The sequence below is a fragment of the Thiovibrio sp. Mzg5 genome (genome assembly GCF_055379285.1).
In genome coordinates, this window is the sequence record NZ_AP022872.1 from 2024976 (window position 1) to 2039780 (window position 14805).

Annotated in this window: 12 protein-coding genes; 10 read left to right on the top strand and 2 right to left on the bottom strand. The window is 60.6% G+C overall.

Annotated features, from left to right (window positions below):
* Nucleotides 1-12 precede the first annotated feature (12 nt).
* Both ACZ46D_RS09315 and ACZ46D_RS09320 read right to left on the bottom strand, forming a co-directional pair.
* Entirely contained in the window at nucleotides 13-351 is a 339-nt protein-coding gene (locus tag ACZ46D_RS09315; RefSeq protein ID WP_464927163.1) for a P-II family nitrogen regulator, read from the bottom strand.
* 13 nt (nucleotides 352-364) lie between these two features.
* Nucleotides 365-1999: an ammonium transporter gene (locus ACZ46D_RS09320; protein WP_464927164.1), complete on the bottom strand. Its 1635-nt coding sequence runs from the start codon at nucleotides 1997-1999 to the stop codon at nucleotides 365-367.
* Nucleotides 2000-2447: 448 nt separating this feature from the next.
* On the opposite strand from ACZ46D_RS09320, the gene ACZ46D_RS09325 reads away from it, so the two are divergent.
* The 10 genes from ACZ46D_RS09325 to cbiB all read left to right on the top strand — a co-directional run bounded on the left by ACZ46D_RS09325 (nucleotide 2448) and on the right by cbiB (nucleotide 14768).
* A complete protein-coding gene (locus ACZ46D_RS09325; RefSeq protein ID WP_464927165.1) occupies nucleotides 2448-3578 on the top strand; it encodes an efflux RND transporter periplasmic adaptor subunit in 1131 nt (376 codons plus the stop codon).
* An 18-nt stretch (nucleotides 3579-3596) separates the two neighbouring features.
* A complete protein-coding gene (locus tag ACZ46D_RS09330) occupies nucleotides 3597-6704 on the top strand; it encodes an efflux RND transporter permease subunit (protein ID WP_464927166.1) in 3108 nt (1035 codons plus the stop codon).
* Between the two features lie 214 nt (nucleotides 6705-6918).
* The gene (locus tag ACZ46D_RS09335; RefSeq protein WP_464927167.1) at nucleotides 6919-7113 is read left to right on the top strand and encodes a hypothetical protein; all 195 of its coding nucleotides are present in this window, start codon (nucleotides 6919-6921) and stop codon (nucleotides 7111-7113) included.
* Nucleotides 7092-7673: a CAP domain-containing protein gene (locus ACZ46D_RS09340; RefSeq protein WP_464927168.1), complete on the top strand. Its 582-nt coding sequence runs from the start codon at nucleotides 7092-7094 to the stop codon at nucleotides 7671-7673. The genes ACZ46D_RS09335 and ACZ46D_RS09340 overlap by 22 nt, the downstream gene beginning before the upstream one ends.
* A gap of 116 nt (nucleotides 7674-7789) precedes the next feature.
* Nucleotides 7790-8623: a mechanosensitive ion channel family protein gene (locus ACZ46D_RS09345; RefSeq protein WP_464927169.1), complete on the top strand. Its 834-nt coding sequence runs from the start codon at nucleotides 7790-7792 to the stop codon at nucleotides 8621-8623.
* A complete protein-coding gene (locus ACZ46D_RS09350) occupies nucleotides 8620-9558 on the top strand; it encodes a cation diffusion facilitator family transporter (RefSeq protein WP_464927170.1) in 939 nt (312 codons plus the stop codon). Before ACZ46D_RS09345 ends, ACZ46D_RS09350 begins: the two co-directional genes overlap by 4 nt.
* Before the next feature lie 104 nt (nucleotides 9559-9662).
* Nucleotides 9663-11627, top strand: a complete 1965-nt coding sequence (locus tag ACZ46D_RS09355) for a glycoside hydrolase family 17 protein (RefSeq protein ID WP_464927171.1) — start codon at nucleotides 9663-9665, stop codon at nucleotides 11625-11627.
* Nucleotides 11624-12307 (top strand): 16S rRNA (guanine(527)-N(7))-methyltransferase RsmG, encoded by a 684-nt coding sequence (gene rsmG, locus ACZ46D_RS09360; RefSeq protein ID WP_464927172.1) that lies wholly within the window; start codon nucleotides 11624-11626, stop codon nucleotides 12305-12307. Before ACZ46D_RS09355 ends, rsmG begins: the two co-directional genes overlap by 4 nt.
* A gap of 5 nt (nucleotides 12308-12312) precedes the next feature.
* Nucleotides 12313-13803 (top strand): cobyric acid synthase, encoded by a 1491-nt coding sequence (locus tag ACZ46D_RS09365; RefSeq protein ID WP_464927173.1) that lies wholly within the window; start codon nucleotides 12313-12315, stop codon nucleotides 13801-13803.
* Nucleotides 13800-14768 carry an adenosylcobinamide-phosphate synthase CbiB gene (cbiB, locus tag ACZ46D_RS09370; protein ID WP_464927174.1) on the top strand — a complete coding sequence of 323 codons (969 nt, stop codon included), beginning with the start codon at nucleotides 13800-13802 and terminating at the stop codon, nucleotides 14766-14768. The genes ACZ46D_RS09365 and cbiB overlap by 4 nt, the downstream gene beginning before the upstream one ends.
* Nucleotides 14769-14805 lie beyond the last annotated feature (37 nt).

A 14805-nucleotide genomic window follows, 5' to 3' on the forward strand; every position in this document is an offset into this window, starting at 1 on the left:
GTCAGGCAAGAATCAGATGGCATCCCTGCCGGTTTCGCCTGTCCTGATGCGACAAACCGAATCCACCGGCAGGACGAAAATCTTGCCGTCGCCGATCTTTCCGGTCTTGACGCTGGCTATGATGGCATTGACCACCGTGTCGACCATTTCTGCGGCGACAACGATCTCCACCTTTACCTTGGGGATAAAATCCACCACATACTCGGCGCCGCGGTAGACCTCCGTGTGCCCCTTCTGGCGGCCGAACCCCTTCACTTCGGAGGCGGTCATCCCTTGGACCCCGATGGCATGCATAGCCTCCTTGAGCTCTTCCAGCATGAACGGCTTGATGATTGCTTCTATCTTTTTCATGATGCCTCCAGCCTTAGCGATGGGTTTTATTGAGATTGAATTCCGGGTACGCATTCACCCCGACTTCGCTCTGGTCGAGGCCTTCCAGCTCCATTTCCGGCGAAACCCGGAGTGGCACGATCTTGTCCAGCACCCGGAAAAAAACGTACATGACCACGAAGACAAAGATGATATTGGTCACCGTGCCGATAACCTGGGCCAGAAACTGCCCCGAGTCACCGTAAAACAGACCCTTGACCGTGCCCTTCACTCCGTTGAGTCCGTCGCCGTAAGTTCCGTCCGCAAACAGCCCCAAGGCCAAAACACCCCAGGCACCATTGACGCCATGGACGGAGATCGCGCCGACCGGATCGTCAACCTTCAGAACCCGCTCGACAAAAAAGACACTGACACACAAGAGAATGCCACCAATCGCCCCGATGAAAGCCGCTGCCCCGGAATCCACAAAAGCACAGGGTGCGGTGACGGCCACCAGTCCGGCGAGAAAACCGTTGGCAATCATTGAGATGTCTGGCTTGCCGTAGACAATCCACATATAGGTCATGGCGGCGAAGGCTCCGGCTGCCGAAGCGATCATGGTGTTGACCGCAACAACCGCCAGCCTGAAATCGCCACCTGCAAGGGTGGAACCGGCGTTGAAGCCGAACCAGCCAAAGGCAAGAATGAAACACCCGACGATCGCCATGGGAATGTGATGTCCGGGGATGGCGTTGGGCGTGCCATCGGCCTTATACTTGCCCAGCCGCGGCCCCAAAACAATGGCCCCGGCAAGAGCGGCAACACCGCCGGTCATATGGACCACCGAGGAGCCGGCGAAATCAACATGCCCATGTCCCAAGGCAAAATTCTTGCCGAGCTGCGAGAGCCAGCCGCCGCCCCACACCCAGTTGGCATAGAGCGGGTAGACCAGGGCGGTGATGAAAAAGCCATAGATCACAAAGGACTTAAAGGTCCAGCGTTCAGCCATGGACCCGGTGGGAATGGTCGCCGTGGTATCCATAAACACCATCTGGAACAAAAAGATCGCATAGACCGCAACATCATAGGTCCCGGAAAGGAAGAATCCCTTGGTCCCGAACAGGCCGAAATCCTTGCCGAACAGATTGACCACGAACTCACCGTTGAGCACCCCGGCCCCACCGAGAGTGGCCACCCCGCCAACGCCTCCCATCTGAATGGCAAAGCCGCATACCCAATAGCCAAGGATGCCGATGGCGTAGATCATGAAGTTCATTGCCATGGTGTGCCCGGCATTCTTCGCCCTGGTGAAGCCGCCCTCGGCCATGGCAAACCCTGCCTGCATGAACATGACCAGAAAGCCACAGACCAGAACCCAAACCATATTGATCGCTATCCGGTTATGTCCGACAACGTCCGCCAACTTTGCGGCCAAGGGTTCACTCTGCCCCAGGGTTGCCAATTCCTCAGCTGTTGGCGCAGCGGCAGTAACGCCGACCACATCCGCCGCTCCCCCGGTTAAGGTTCCCGCGGAATCAGCAACAGGCTCCGGAGCAGGAGCCAGCGCAACTTGACTTACCGTCGCCTCTTCGGGTGGCGGCCCGCCGAGCCCTTCCTCTGCAAACGCCGGCGATAGCAAACCGCACAGGCAGCTCGTAACCAGCAAAAATGTCAGTAGTCTTTTTTTCATCTCTCTCTCCTTTCCATGTTGATCTCCTCTATAGTATTTCGAACAATAAACGCTCCACTCATCTCTCCTTCCTCCCCGCCCTGTCCGAAGTAGCCTTCCACTCGACCTCGGCGGTGCCCATTTCCGGCAGGCGGTTGTCAGACAACAAAAGCAACAAGCATGCCGCCTTTGGCCTCGATGCTTTTTTTTCAACTATTACCCCGTATCAACGCGCTATCTCAAAGATAGCCAGAAAAGAATTATCGAATCATCACCCTTACAAACATTACATTTATGACAAAAATAAACAATGCGTGCAGAATATATATTACATAAATGTATTAAGAATGCCTCGCGGGTTTCCGCAGGAGAATAAAAAACCCTTGACGCAACAAGGCGTATAAGTCAAATATGCATTTAACTTATCCTTTAAGAACCCATTCGCCCTCTTCCTGAAAGAATACCGCCCATGAAAAAACGCATCCTTCTCTCCCTTCTTGGCCTGCTGCTGGTGATCGCCATCCTTGCCGGCATCAAGGGCTTACAGATCTTCAAGATGGTGGGCGCAGGCAAGAGCTTTGTCCCGCCGCCGGAAACGGTGACCACGGCCCAGGCCCACCCGGAATCCTGGGAGACGACCCTGCCCGCCGTGGGTTCACTGGAAGCGGTGCAGGGCGTGACCATTGCCGCGGAGCTGCCCGGCAAGGTGGCACACATTGCCTTTGCCCCAGGCAGCCAAGTGCAAGCGGGCAGCATTCTGCTCCAGCAGGACACCTCTTCCGAAGAGGCGCAACTCCGGGCGGCGGAAGCGGAGGCAGCGCTGGCCAAGGTCAATTTCGAGCGGCTCCGCCTCCTCGTTGCAACCGATGCCGTTTCCAAGGCTGTCTACGATGACGGCGAGGCGAAACACAAACAGGCAGTGGCCCAGGCCGACACGATCCGGGCCACCATCGCCAAAAAAACCATCCGCGCCCCATTCTCCGGCCGCCTCGGCATCCGGTTGGTCAACCTGGGCCAGATCCTCAAGGAAGGAGAGCCCATTGTCTCCCTCCAGGCCATGGACCCGATTTTCATCAATTTCATGCTGCCCCAGCAGGAGCTGGCCCGAATCCAACCGGGGTTTGCGGTGCAGATAACCTCCGACGCCCTGCCCGGCCAAACCGTGACCGGCAAGATCACCGCCATCAACCCGCAGGCTGACAATGCCACCCGCAACGTCCGGGTGCAGGCCACGGCAACGAACAAGGAAGAACGGTTGCGCCCCGGCATGTTCGCCACGGTGGCCGTGGCGCTGCCGGGCAAGAATCAGGTGCTGGCCATCCCCGCCACCGCCGTGCTCCCAGCCCCCTATGGCGATTCGGTTTTCGTGGTGGAAGGGAAAAAGAATGAAAAAACAGGCAAGCCCGACCAGGTGGTGCGCCAGCAATTTATCCGCCTCGGGGAAAAGCGTGGCGACTTCGTGGCCATTGCCTCGGGTCTTGAGGCTGGGGCCACCGTGGTCAGCACCGGGGTGTTCAAGCTGCGCAACGGTCAGTCCGTGGTGGTGGACAATGCCTTGAGCCCGAAATTCAGTTTACATCCCAAGCCAGACAACAGTTAAGGGTTCACGCCAAAGCCCATGAAATTCACCGATCTCTTCATCCGCCGCCCCGTGCTTGCCATGGTGATCAGCCTGCTCATCATTATTGCCGGATTGCAGGCATTGCGCAGTCTCAACGTCCGCCAGTTCCCCAAGAGCGAAAACGCAGCGGTTACCGTGACCACCGTCTACGTCGGAGCCAACGCCGAGCTGGTCCGGGGCTTCATCACCACCCCGCTGGAACGGGCCATTGCCGCAGCCGACGGCATTGATTACCTGGAATCCCAAAGCGCCCAAGGCGTCTCCACCATCACCGTCCGCCTGAAACTCAACTATGACGCCACCAAGGCCCTGGCCGAGATCAGCTCCAAGGTCGATCAGGTCCGCCGCGACCTGCCGCCGGAAGCCGAGGTGCCGGTGATCAACATCGAGTCGGCGGACAGCAAGTTTGCCTCGGCCTATCTCAGTTTCACCTCCGATGTTCTTACCCAAAACGAAATCACCGATTACCTTACCAGGGTGGTGCAGCCCCGTCTTTCCGCCCTCGCCGGCGTGCAGCGCGCCGATGTTCTCGGGGGCCGCACCTTTGCCATGCGCATCTGGCTCAAACCCGAACGCATGGCCGCCTATAACGTCAGTCCGGCCCAGGTCCGCAAGGCCCTGGGCGCCAACAACTATCTGGCCGCCATCGGCAACACCAAGGGCTCGCTCATTCAGGTCAACCTCACCGCCAACACCGACCTCCGTTCGGTGGCCGAATTCAAACGGTTGGTGATCCGTGAGCAGGACGGAGCCACCGTCCGCCTGGAAGACATCGGCGAGGTGGCGCTCGGCGCGGAAAACTATGACGCGGAGGTACGATTTTCCGGCCAGACCGCCACCTTCATGGGAATCTGGCCTCTGCCCAACGCCAACTCCCTGGACGTGATCAAACTGGTCCGCACGGAAATGGCGGCCATTGAAAAAGATCTGCCCACCGGCCTCCAGGGGCGCATCGCTTACGACTCCACAGCCTACATCGACAACGCCATCAACGAGGTCCTCAAGACCCTGGGCGACACCCTGCTCATCGTGATGGTGGTCATCTTCCTCTTCCTCGGCTCCTTCCGTTCGGTGCTGATCCCGGTGGTGGCCATCCCCTTATCGCTCATCGGCGGCCTGTTCCTGATGCAGATTTTCGGCTTTTCCATCAATCTGCTCACCCTGCTGGCCATCGTCCTTTCCGTGGGGTTGGTGGTGGACGATGCCATCGTGGTGGTGGAAAACGTCGAACGTCACCTCCGCAAGGGCGAGTCTCCGCTGGACGCCGCCCTGCTGGGCGCCCGCGAACTGGTGGGGCCTATCATCGCCATGACCATCACCCTGGCCGCGGTCTATGCCCCCATCGGTTTCCAGGGCGGGCTCACCGGCTCGCTCTTTCGGGAATTCGCCTTCACTCTGGCCGGGGCAGTAACCATCTCCGGGGTGGTGGCCCTGACCCTATCGCCGATGATGTCGGCCAAGCTGCTCAAACCGGAGATCGAAGAGCATGGCTTTGCGGGCAGGATCGCCCGCGACTTTGCCCGGCTGCGCAACGCCTATGGCCGCTGGCTGGACGCCACCCTGGCGGCCAGGCCCGCCGTATACGCGGTCTGGATCGTCATCAGCCTGCTCAGCATCCCCATGTTCACCATGTCGGCCAAAGAGTTGGCACCCACCGAGGACCAGGGAGTCATCTTCGGCATCGTGGACGCGGCGGCCAACTCCACCCTGGACCAGACCAGCGCCTATACCGCCGCCGCCAACAAGATCTTTCTCTCGGTACCGGAAACAGCCTTCACCTTCCAGGTCACCCAGCCCACCTCCGGGTTCAGCGGCCTGGTCACCAAGCCTTGGGATCAGCGGCAACGTTCGGTATTTGCGATCATGCCCGAATTGCAGCAGAAGCTCCAGGCCCTGCCGGGCATCCGGATTTTTCCGGTTTTGCAGCCCTCGCTCCCCGGCGGCGGTCAATTTCCGGTGGAATTCATCCTCGCCTCCACAGCGGAGGCTCCGCAGATCCTGGAATTCGCCCAGCAGATCCAGCAGAAGGCCATGCAAAGCGGGATGTTCGCCTTCCCGCCGATCATCGACATGAAGATCGACCACCCCCAGGCGGAATTTGTCATCGACCGCGACAAGGTGGCGGATATGGGCCTCAGCCTGGAACAGGTGGGCGCGGACCTCGGCGCCATGGTGGGCGGCAACTTCGTCAACCGCTTCGACATCGCCGGCCGCAGCTACAAGGTCATCCCCCAAATTGCCCGAACCGACCGGCTCAACCCGGAACAGCTCAAGAATATCCACATCACCGGACCCAACGGCCAGCTGGTGCCGCTTTCCACTGTGGCCACCATCGAAAACTCCACGGTGCCCCGCTCCCTGAACCGCTTCCAGCAGCTGAACGCGGTCAAGATCAGCGGCGTCTCCATCCGCCCCCTGGACGAGGCGTTGCGCTATCTGGAGGACGAGGCCGCCCAGATCCTGCCCCAGGGCTATGTGCTTGACTACACCGGCGAGTCGCGGCAGCTGCGCAGCGAGGGCAACAAGTTCCTGCCCGCCTTCGGCCTGGCTGTAGTCCTGATCTTTCTGGTCCTGGCCGCCCAGTTCAACAGCTTCCGCGACCCCTTTGTCATCCTGGCCGGCTCGGTACCCCTGGCCATGTTCGGCGCCCTGATCTTCACCTTTCTCAAGATCCCCAACCCAAATGTGCCCTTCTGGACCCATGGCTGGACCACCACCCTCAACATCTATTCCCAGGTTGGGCTGGTGACCCTGGTCGGCCTGGTCGCCAAAAACGGCATCCTCATCGTCGAATTCGCCAACACCCTCCAGGGACAAGGACATACCAAGCTGGCCGCCATCCGGGAGGCCTCCATGACCCGGTTGCGTCCCATCCTCATGACCAGCTCCGCGACGGTGGCAGGGCATTTCCCCCTGACCCTGGTCACCGGCGCCGGGGCCGCAGCCCGAAACTCCATCGGTCTCGTGCTGGTGGGCGGCATGGCCGTAGGCACCCTGTTCACCCTCTTCGTGGTGCCTTCGATCTACATGCTGGTGGCCCGCGACCATGGGCAGGACCGGAGGCCGGAGACCAACGCAAACGAAGCGGAGGCTGCCCGCCCATGAATGTAACTGACCACAGGATAGGCGACCAAGTTCAACGCTGCACCCCAACTGTAAGCGATTACAGGGTGCGGCAGATGCGCGACAGAGGCCTGAGAGCTATAGCTGAGTTGAACAGCTTGCCTGTTCAAACGAAACTTATGCCCGCAGGGCGCATACTATGGTATGCGAACAGGCCGATAACAAAACAGATGTCGTGCCCTGTGATCGTTTACCCATGAATACCTCGGAGTTGTGGGATGCCTTGGGTTCCCTGCCCGAAGCAGAGATGCCCCATATGGTCACCCGGCTTTTTGCCCTGTACGAGGCCCGGCTCCACCAGAACCCCGACGACCCGGAGGCCTTGCTTTTTTTCAACAACCTCAACCGTGCCCTTACCGAGACCTGCCAATGCAACAGCAACAGACGATAACCCGCCGGAGTCAGTCCGTGCATCCCCTGCTGAGCGCCTTGTTCTTGCTCCTGATCTGCCTTGTCCCTGCCGGACCAAGCTCGGCACAGGACACAGGGGTCGATGCAATGTGCATGGTGGAAGAGCACAATACCCTGCGCGCCGCTGTAGGCGCCCCGGAGTTGCGCTGGTCCGACGCCCTTGCCCGGCAGGCAGCAACCTGGGCCGGCAAGCTGAAAAAATCAGGCTGCGCCATGCAGCACAGCCGGGGCAAGCTGGGGGAAAATCTCTACTGGGCCAGCGCCAAGACAACAAGCAACAGAAATAAGACTTGGAGCGCGCCACAGTCCATCAAGGAAAAAGCCGTTGCCGCCAGCTGGGCCGGTGAAAAACAGTGGTACTCCCGGGCCACCAACTCCTGCAACGCGCCCCCCGGAAAAAGCTGCGGCCATTACACCCAGATGGTCTGGAAAACCACCAGGGAAATCGGTTGCGCCAAAGCCGTGTGCGACGACAACTCACAGATCTGGGTGTGCAACTATGCGCCGGCCGGAAATGTGGTCGGGCAAAGACCTTACTGACAGCAGCACCCCCTTGCCGCGCAACCGCTATCTTGCCCGCCTCTTCGTGAACCCCTCGACAGCACCCCCCAATCCCGTTATGATGTGACAGATTCGTCAGCCAGGGGAGGACACGCATGGACCAACAACTTGCCGCACTGAACACTATCGCCGACCGAGCCATCGCCTTTCTGGTGGACTACAGTTTTCAGGTGGTCGGGGCCATCATCATCCTCATTGGTGGCTTCCTGCTTGGCAACTGGATCGCCGTTGCCGTGGCCAAACTCTGTGAGAGGCGGGGGATTGATGTCACCCTGCGCCATTTCCTCTCCTCCCTTGCCAGGATCGTGGTGATCACCTTTGCGGTGCTCATTGCCCTCAGCAAGTTCGGGATCACCATTGCCCCCTTCATCGCGGCCATCGGCGCGGTCGCCTTCGGGGCCACCTATGCCCTCAAAGGGCCGCTCTCCAACTATGGGGCCGGGCTGGCCATCATCCTGGGCCGCACCTTTATCGTAGGCGATACCATTACGGTGGCCGGGGTCTTCGGGGTGGTGGAGGAGGTTACCCTGGCCCACACCACCCTGCGCACCGAGGACGGGGTAAAGATCACCGTGCCCAACAAGCATATTGTCGGGGAGATTCTGCATAATTCCGGGGAGTACCGCATTGTGGAAAGTTCGGTGGGCATCAGCTACGACGCCGACCCCGTCCAGGCCATCGGGGTCATCACCCAGGCCCTCTCCACCTTTCCTCAGCTAAAGAACGGGGTTGCACCGCAGATCGGCATCGATGATTTTCGGGATTCCTCGGTGGCCATCGGCTACCGCTACTGGGCGCCCACCGGGCGATACATCGAAACCATGCATGGGGTGAACCTGGCGGTGTATCAAGAATTGGGCCGGGCCGGAATCTCCATCCCCTACCCGCAACGGGTGGTTACCATAGCCAAGGATCAAAACCTTTCATGAAAGCAAACAAGCCCTACGATACCGCAACCCTGCTCAAGCTGGCGACCTATGCCTCCACCGCCACGGCGGTAGTGCTCATCGGTGTCAAATGCGTGGCCTGGTTCATGACCGGTTCCTTGAGCGTCATGGCCTCCCTGGTGGACTCGCTCATGGATGGCGCCGCCTCGCTGATCAACCTTTTTGCCGTGCGCTATTCGCTGAAATCCGCGGACCAGGATCACCAGTTCGGGCACGGTAAAGCAGAAGCCCTGGCCGGGCTCGGCCAAGCCTGCTTTATTGCCGGTTCAGCCATCTTTCTGCTCATGCACGCCATCGAACGCTTGAATCACCCCCAACCTCTGCAAGCAATCAATGTCGGCCTGTGGGTCATGGTCTTTGCCATTGGAGCCACCTTGGTGCTCCTGGCCTTTCAGGGCTTTGTCATCAAGCGGACCAATTCCTCCGCCATCCGTGCCGATTCCCTCCATTACAAAACCGATCTGCTCACCAACACGGCCACCATCTTCGCTCTGTTTTTTGTCGCCTCAGGCTGGCCCCTGCTAGACCCGTTAGGCGCCTTGGCCATTGCCGGGTACATCCTTTACAGCGCCTGGCAGATCGGGCAGGAGGCCATGCAGATCCTCATGGACCGGGAACTTCCGGAAGAAACCCGCCAACGCATCTGCGACATCGTCCTGGCCCATGCAATCGTCCTCGGCATCCACGACCTGCGCACCCGGCAGTCCGGGCAGACCATGCACATCCAGCTCCATCTCGACCTTGACCAGAGTCTGCCCCTTGCCGAGGCGCACCGGGTGGCAGATGAGGTAGAGGACGCCATCATGGGTGTCTTTCCCCAGGCCGATGTGATCATCCACCAGGATCCCCGCAATCCGGCCCGTTACCGCCGTAACCCCCTGGAATGCCAGGAGCTGCCGACAACTCCTCCAAATTGATCCGCTCGGCCACATCCCCCACCATGCCCCGTCTTTGCCGTTGACCGCCAAACCCACGCAGGGTACAAGAGAGAAATTCTTCCGCGCCCCACCCACAGGTGATTATGAAAACAATTATACGCACGACTCTTGCCTATACCCTGGCCCTGGGTGCGATCTTCTGCTTCTGGTATGGGATCGGCCAGCCGCGCCCGATCCCGGAAGCGGAACTGGCTGCCGATCACACCCTGCAATGCGTCTCCTACGCGCCCTTTGAAAAGGACCAGTCCCCCTTTGATTTTGCCAAGGGCATGACCATTGCCCCCGCCCGGATCGACGCGGACCTGGCCATTCTCTCCCAACGTTTCTCCTGCATCCGCACCTATTCGGTGGCCGGGCTTGAGGCCTTGCCCGAGTATGCGGAAAAATACGGGATGCAGGTGCTCCTTGGCGCCTGGGTGACGGTGGATGAGAAGGTCACCGAACAGGAGCTGCACAAGGTGGTGGAGCTGGCCAAACGGTACCCGAAAAGCGTCCGGGCGGTGGTGGTGGGCAACGAGGCCCTGCTCCGCCGGGAAGTCACCGGGGAGCAGATGGCCGGGTATATCCGCCAAATCAAGGATGCCCTGCCCGGGGTGCCGGTCACCTATGCCGATGTCTGGGAGTTCTGGCTCAAGCATCCGGAGGTGGCCCAGGCCACCGATTTTGTCATGATCCACATCCTGCCCTACTGGGAGGATAATCCGGTTGGCATCGATCAGGCCATGGTCCACATCAAAAAGATCAGGGAAGAGATCGGCGAGAAGATCCCGGGCAAGGAGATCGTCATCGGCGAAACCGGCTGGCCCTCCCAGGGACGGATGCGGGAAGGGGCGCTGCCCAGCCCGGAGAATCAGGCCCGTTTCATCCGCGGTTTCATCGCCTTGGCCGAGCAGGAGCATTGGCAGTACAACCTGATCGAGGCCTTTGACCAGCCGTGGAAACGCATCAAGGAAGGGGCGGTGGGCGGCTATTGGGGGTTGTACAGCCCGGAGCGGACCGACAAGCACATCCTTTCCGGACCGGTCTCGAACTTTCCCAACTGGCTTACCCTGTTTGCCCAATCCGCAGCCATTGCCCTGATGACCCTGCTCATTGCCCGCCGCCACCGCGATATGGGCGCAACCCGCTGGCTGCAATTTTCCGCAGCCATGGCCGGCGGCGCCATCCTTATTGTGCTGCAGGGACATCAGTTTTCCATCATCTCCACCAATACCTATGAATACATCTGGGGTTTTGTCGTTCTCTCGCTTTGCGCCAGCGTCTACCTGCTGGCCCTGAAAGCCATCGCTTCCGGGACCACGCCCGCCCACCTCAGCCTGGATGCGTCCCTGGATTTCCTGCGTGGCAAAGTCCGCCTCAGCGCGGAAGCCGTATACGGGGCTCTGCGGCTGGGAGTAATCACCTGCGCCCTGATCGGTGTGCTTGGCTTGGTACTGGACGCCCGTTACCGGAGTTTTAACAATTTCGGTTTTGCCATCCCCGCCCTTGCCTATGCCTGGTTTTCCCGTCGGCAGAGCAGCCAGGCACCCCAGGGCATGCTCGAAAGGCTCAGCGGGCTGCTGCTCGCCGCTGGAGCCGTGGCTATCCTGATCAATGAAACCCCGCTGAACTGGCAGGCCGATATCTGGGTGGCTCTCTGCCTCTTGCTGGCCTATCCCCTCTGGCGGCAAAGCCGTGGCGTCTCGCTGCGCCCCCTGCTGCCCTTTGGCCTTTTGGTGCTTGGTGCCTTTGGATTCTTTGCCGCCCTGCGCCACGGGGTCTTTATCTCGGAACGGCTGGTGGGGGTATGCGCGGACACGCCGGACAAGACTATCTGCCTGGTCCGCTCCATGATAGGCCGCTTGATGTACAATCAGGTTTTTGCCTGGACGAGCCTGATCCTTGCTGGCCTTGCCATCTGGCGCAACGCGCTGTGGTTGTGCGGATTGGCTCTGGTCGCGAGCCTGGCCGGGCTGGCCTTTTACAATGTCAATCTGGCAGCCCTGGCCTTTGTCCTGGCCGGGCTCACCCTGGTGCACCGGAAAAACAGCAAAACAATTTCCCCATGACCGACACCCAGGGCAAAAAGATTCTGGAGGAAGGCCTCGGTGCCATGTCCATCACCCTTGACGGGCAGGCGTGTGCGCGGCTGGCGATCTACTGCGGGGAGTTGCTCCGCTGGAGCACCAAGATCAATCTGGTGGCCAAGGCACCGCTGCGCGAGATCTGGGAGACCCATTTCCTCGACTCCCTGAGTCTGCTCCGAGTTCTTCCCCCGCCGGGAGATCCGCAGAAAACGCTCCTCGACATCGGCACAGGGGCCGGATTTCCCGGCCTGGCCCTCAAGGCTACCCGACCGGAACTGCCGGTCATCCTGGTGGAGCCCCGTCAGAAACGGGTCTCTTTTTTGCGCCATGTGATCAGAACCCTGAGCCTCAAGGATATCGAGGTCCTCTGCGGCCGACTGGAAAAAAACTCCGCTGAGGTGGATGGCAGAACCCTTGCCGTGCCGCTCATCACCAGCCGCGCCTTCACCAACATCGGTGAATTTCTCCTGCACACCGCTGCGGTCAATCCGACGGGCGGCCAGGTCATCTGCATGAAAGGCCCGCGAGCCGAAGAGGAGATCGCGGCCTGGCGGCTTGCCCAGCCGGAGAGCCCCTACCGGTTGCAGGAGATCGTCGAACTGACCCTGCCCTTTTCCGGCAAGGTCCGCAACCTGGTTATCTTCCGCAAAGAAGGCGAGTAAGCATCATGCCCAGCCCAAAAACCCCGGCCATCATGTTTCAGGGCACCTGCTCCAACGCAGGCAAATCCGTGCTCACCGCCGCCTTATGCCGCATCCTTTTGCAGGATGGATTGCGGGTCGCCCCGTTCAAGGCGCAGAACATGTCGCTCAACTCCTTTGTCACCAGGGACGGCGGCGAGATGGGCAGGGCCCAGGTGGTGCAGGCCCAGGCCGCGCTTCTGGACCCGGATGTGCGCATGAACCCGATCCTGCTCAAGCCCTCCAGTGACACGGGCAGCCAGGTCATCGTCCTGGGCAAGCCGGTGGGCAACATGACGGTGAACGACTATCTGGCCTACAAACCCCAGGCCTTTCTCACGGTGCAGGCGGCCTATGATTCACTGGCCAACGAATACGAGGTCATGGTGTTGGAAGGGGCGGGCAGCCCGGCCGAGGTGAATCTCAAGGCCCACGACATCGTCAACATGCCCATGGCCCGGTATGCCCAAGCCGCAGTTCTGCTGGTGGGCGATATCGACCGGGGCGGGGTGTTCGCCTCCTTTGTCGGCACCATGGAGATTCTTGACGACTGGGAGCGGGAGTTGATCGCAGGCTTTGTGGTGAACCGCTTCCGGGGCCAAAAATCGCTGCTCACCGAAGCGCTTGATTACATGGTGCAAAAAACCGGCAAGCCGGTGCTGGGGGTGGTGGATTATCTGCCCGAACTGGGTTTGCCCGAAGAGGATTCGGTGAACTTCAAGGCCGGGCTTTTCAGCCCAAGGCGACCTGCGGGCGAGCATGTCACTGTGGCGCTCATCGACCTGCCCCATATCTCGAACTTCACTGATTTCGAGCCGTTTCTGGCCGAGCCGGACCTCTTTGTCAAAATCGCCAGAACTCCCGCCGATATCGCGGACGCGGACGCGGTGATCCTGCCGGGCAGCAAGAACGTCATCGGTGACCTCAAGTGGCTGTTTGGCTCCGGCCTGGCCGAGGGACTGAAACAATACAGCCAGCAGGGGAAGGAGATCATCGGCATCTGCGGCGGCTTTCAGATGCTGGGCCAGAAGATCGACGACCCCTACCATATCGAGTCCAGCGGAGAAACCCTGCCCGGCCTCGGTCTGCTCAACCTTGCCACGGTGCTGGAGAAAGACAAAACCCTGACCCGGCAGATGGGCCACCATCTCGCCTCGGGTCTTGCGGTGCACGGCTACGAGATCCACCACGGCCAGAGCCGGGCGAAAGAGACCGGCAACATCCTCATCTTCAGCAACGGGGAAAGCGGCGGGGTAGGCAACCCCGCCCAAACCATCTGGGGCACCTATCTGCACGGCATCTTCGACGCGGACCCCTTCCGGCGCTGGTTCATCGACCGGTTGCGGCAAAGACAGGGGCTTGCCCCGCTTAAAAAGGTGCAGGCCACCTATGACCTGGAACCGGCCTTTGACCGGCTGGCCGAGGCGGTGCGCAGCCAGATCGACATGAGCGCCATCTACCGGTTGCTGAAAAAATGATCGGCCTCGAATATCAGATACTGATCGCCATCCTCCTGGATCAACTTTTCGGCGACCCGCGCTGGCTGCCCCATCCGGTGCGGATCATCGGCGCGGCCTGCTCCGGTTGCGAGCGGTTCACCCGCGCCGTGCTGCCGCCGTTTGCGGCCGGAATCACCTCTGTCGTCCTGGTCCTGGCACTGACCGGGGCAACAACCTGGGGTGTGGTTGCAGGCGCAACCATCCTCCACCCATGGTTGGGCAATGCGGCGTCCATCCTCCTGCTCTACACCACCATCGCGGCCCGCGATTTGGTACGCCACAGCACCGAGGTCTACGCCGCCCTGCGGGACGGGGATCTCCCAGAGGCCCGCAGGCGGGTGGGGATGATCGTCGGGAGGGACACGGCCAATCTCGACGAGGCCGGGGTGGCGAGGGGGGCAGTGGAATCGGTGGCGGAATCCATGGTGGACGGGGTGACAGCCCCGCTTTTCTTTGCCCTGCTGGGCGGTCCGGTGGCTGCCATGCTCTACAAGGCGGTCAATACCATGGACTCCATGTTCGGCTACAAAAATGCGCAATATCTCAAGTTCGGCTGGGCTGCGGCCCGGCTGGATGACTTGGCCAATTTTATCCCTGCCCGCCTCACCTCCCTGATGATTCCGGCCGCAGCCTTCCCGCTCCGCCTCGACCCCAAACGCTCCCTGCTGATCCTGCTCCGAGACCGGTTCGCCCACGCCAGCCCAAATTCGGGCCATACCGAGGCGGCGGTGGCCGGCGCCTTGGGCGTGCAGCTGGGCGGGACAAACAGCTACTTCGGCACGGTGCTGGAAAAACCGACCATCGGCGATCCCATCCGGCCACTGGAACCCCAGGACATCCTCCGCGCCAACCGCTTGATGCTGCTCTCCTCCGCCTTGACCCTGCTGATTTGCCTCGCCCTGCGCCGACACCTCCTTGCCCTCCTGCCCACCATGCTTCCCTGAGCATCCTCGGCCCCAGCCCGGCCCAAGGATATCTCTG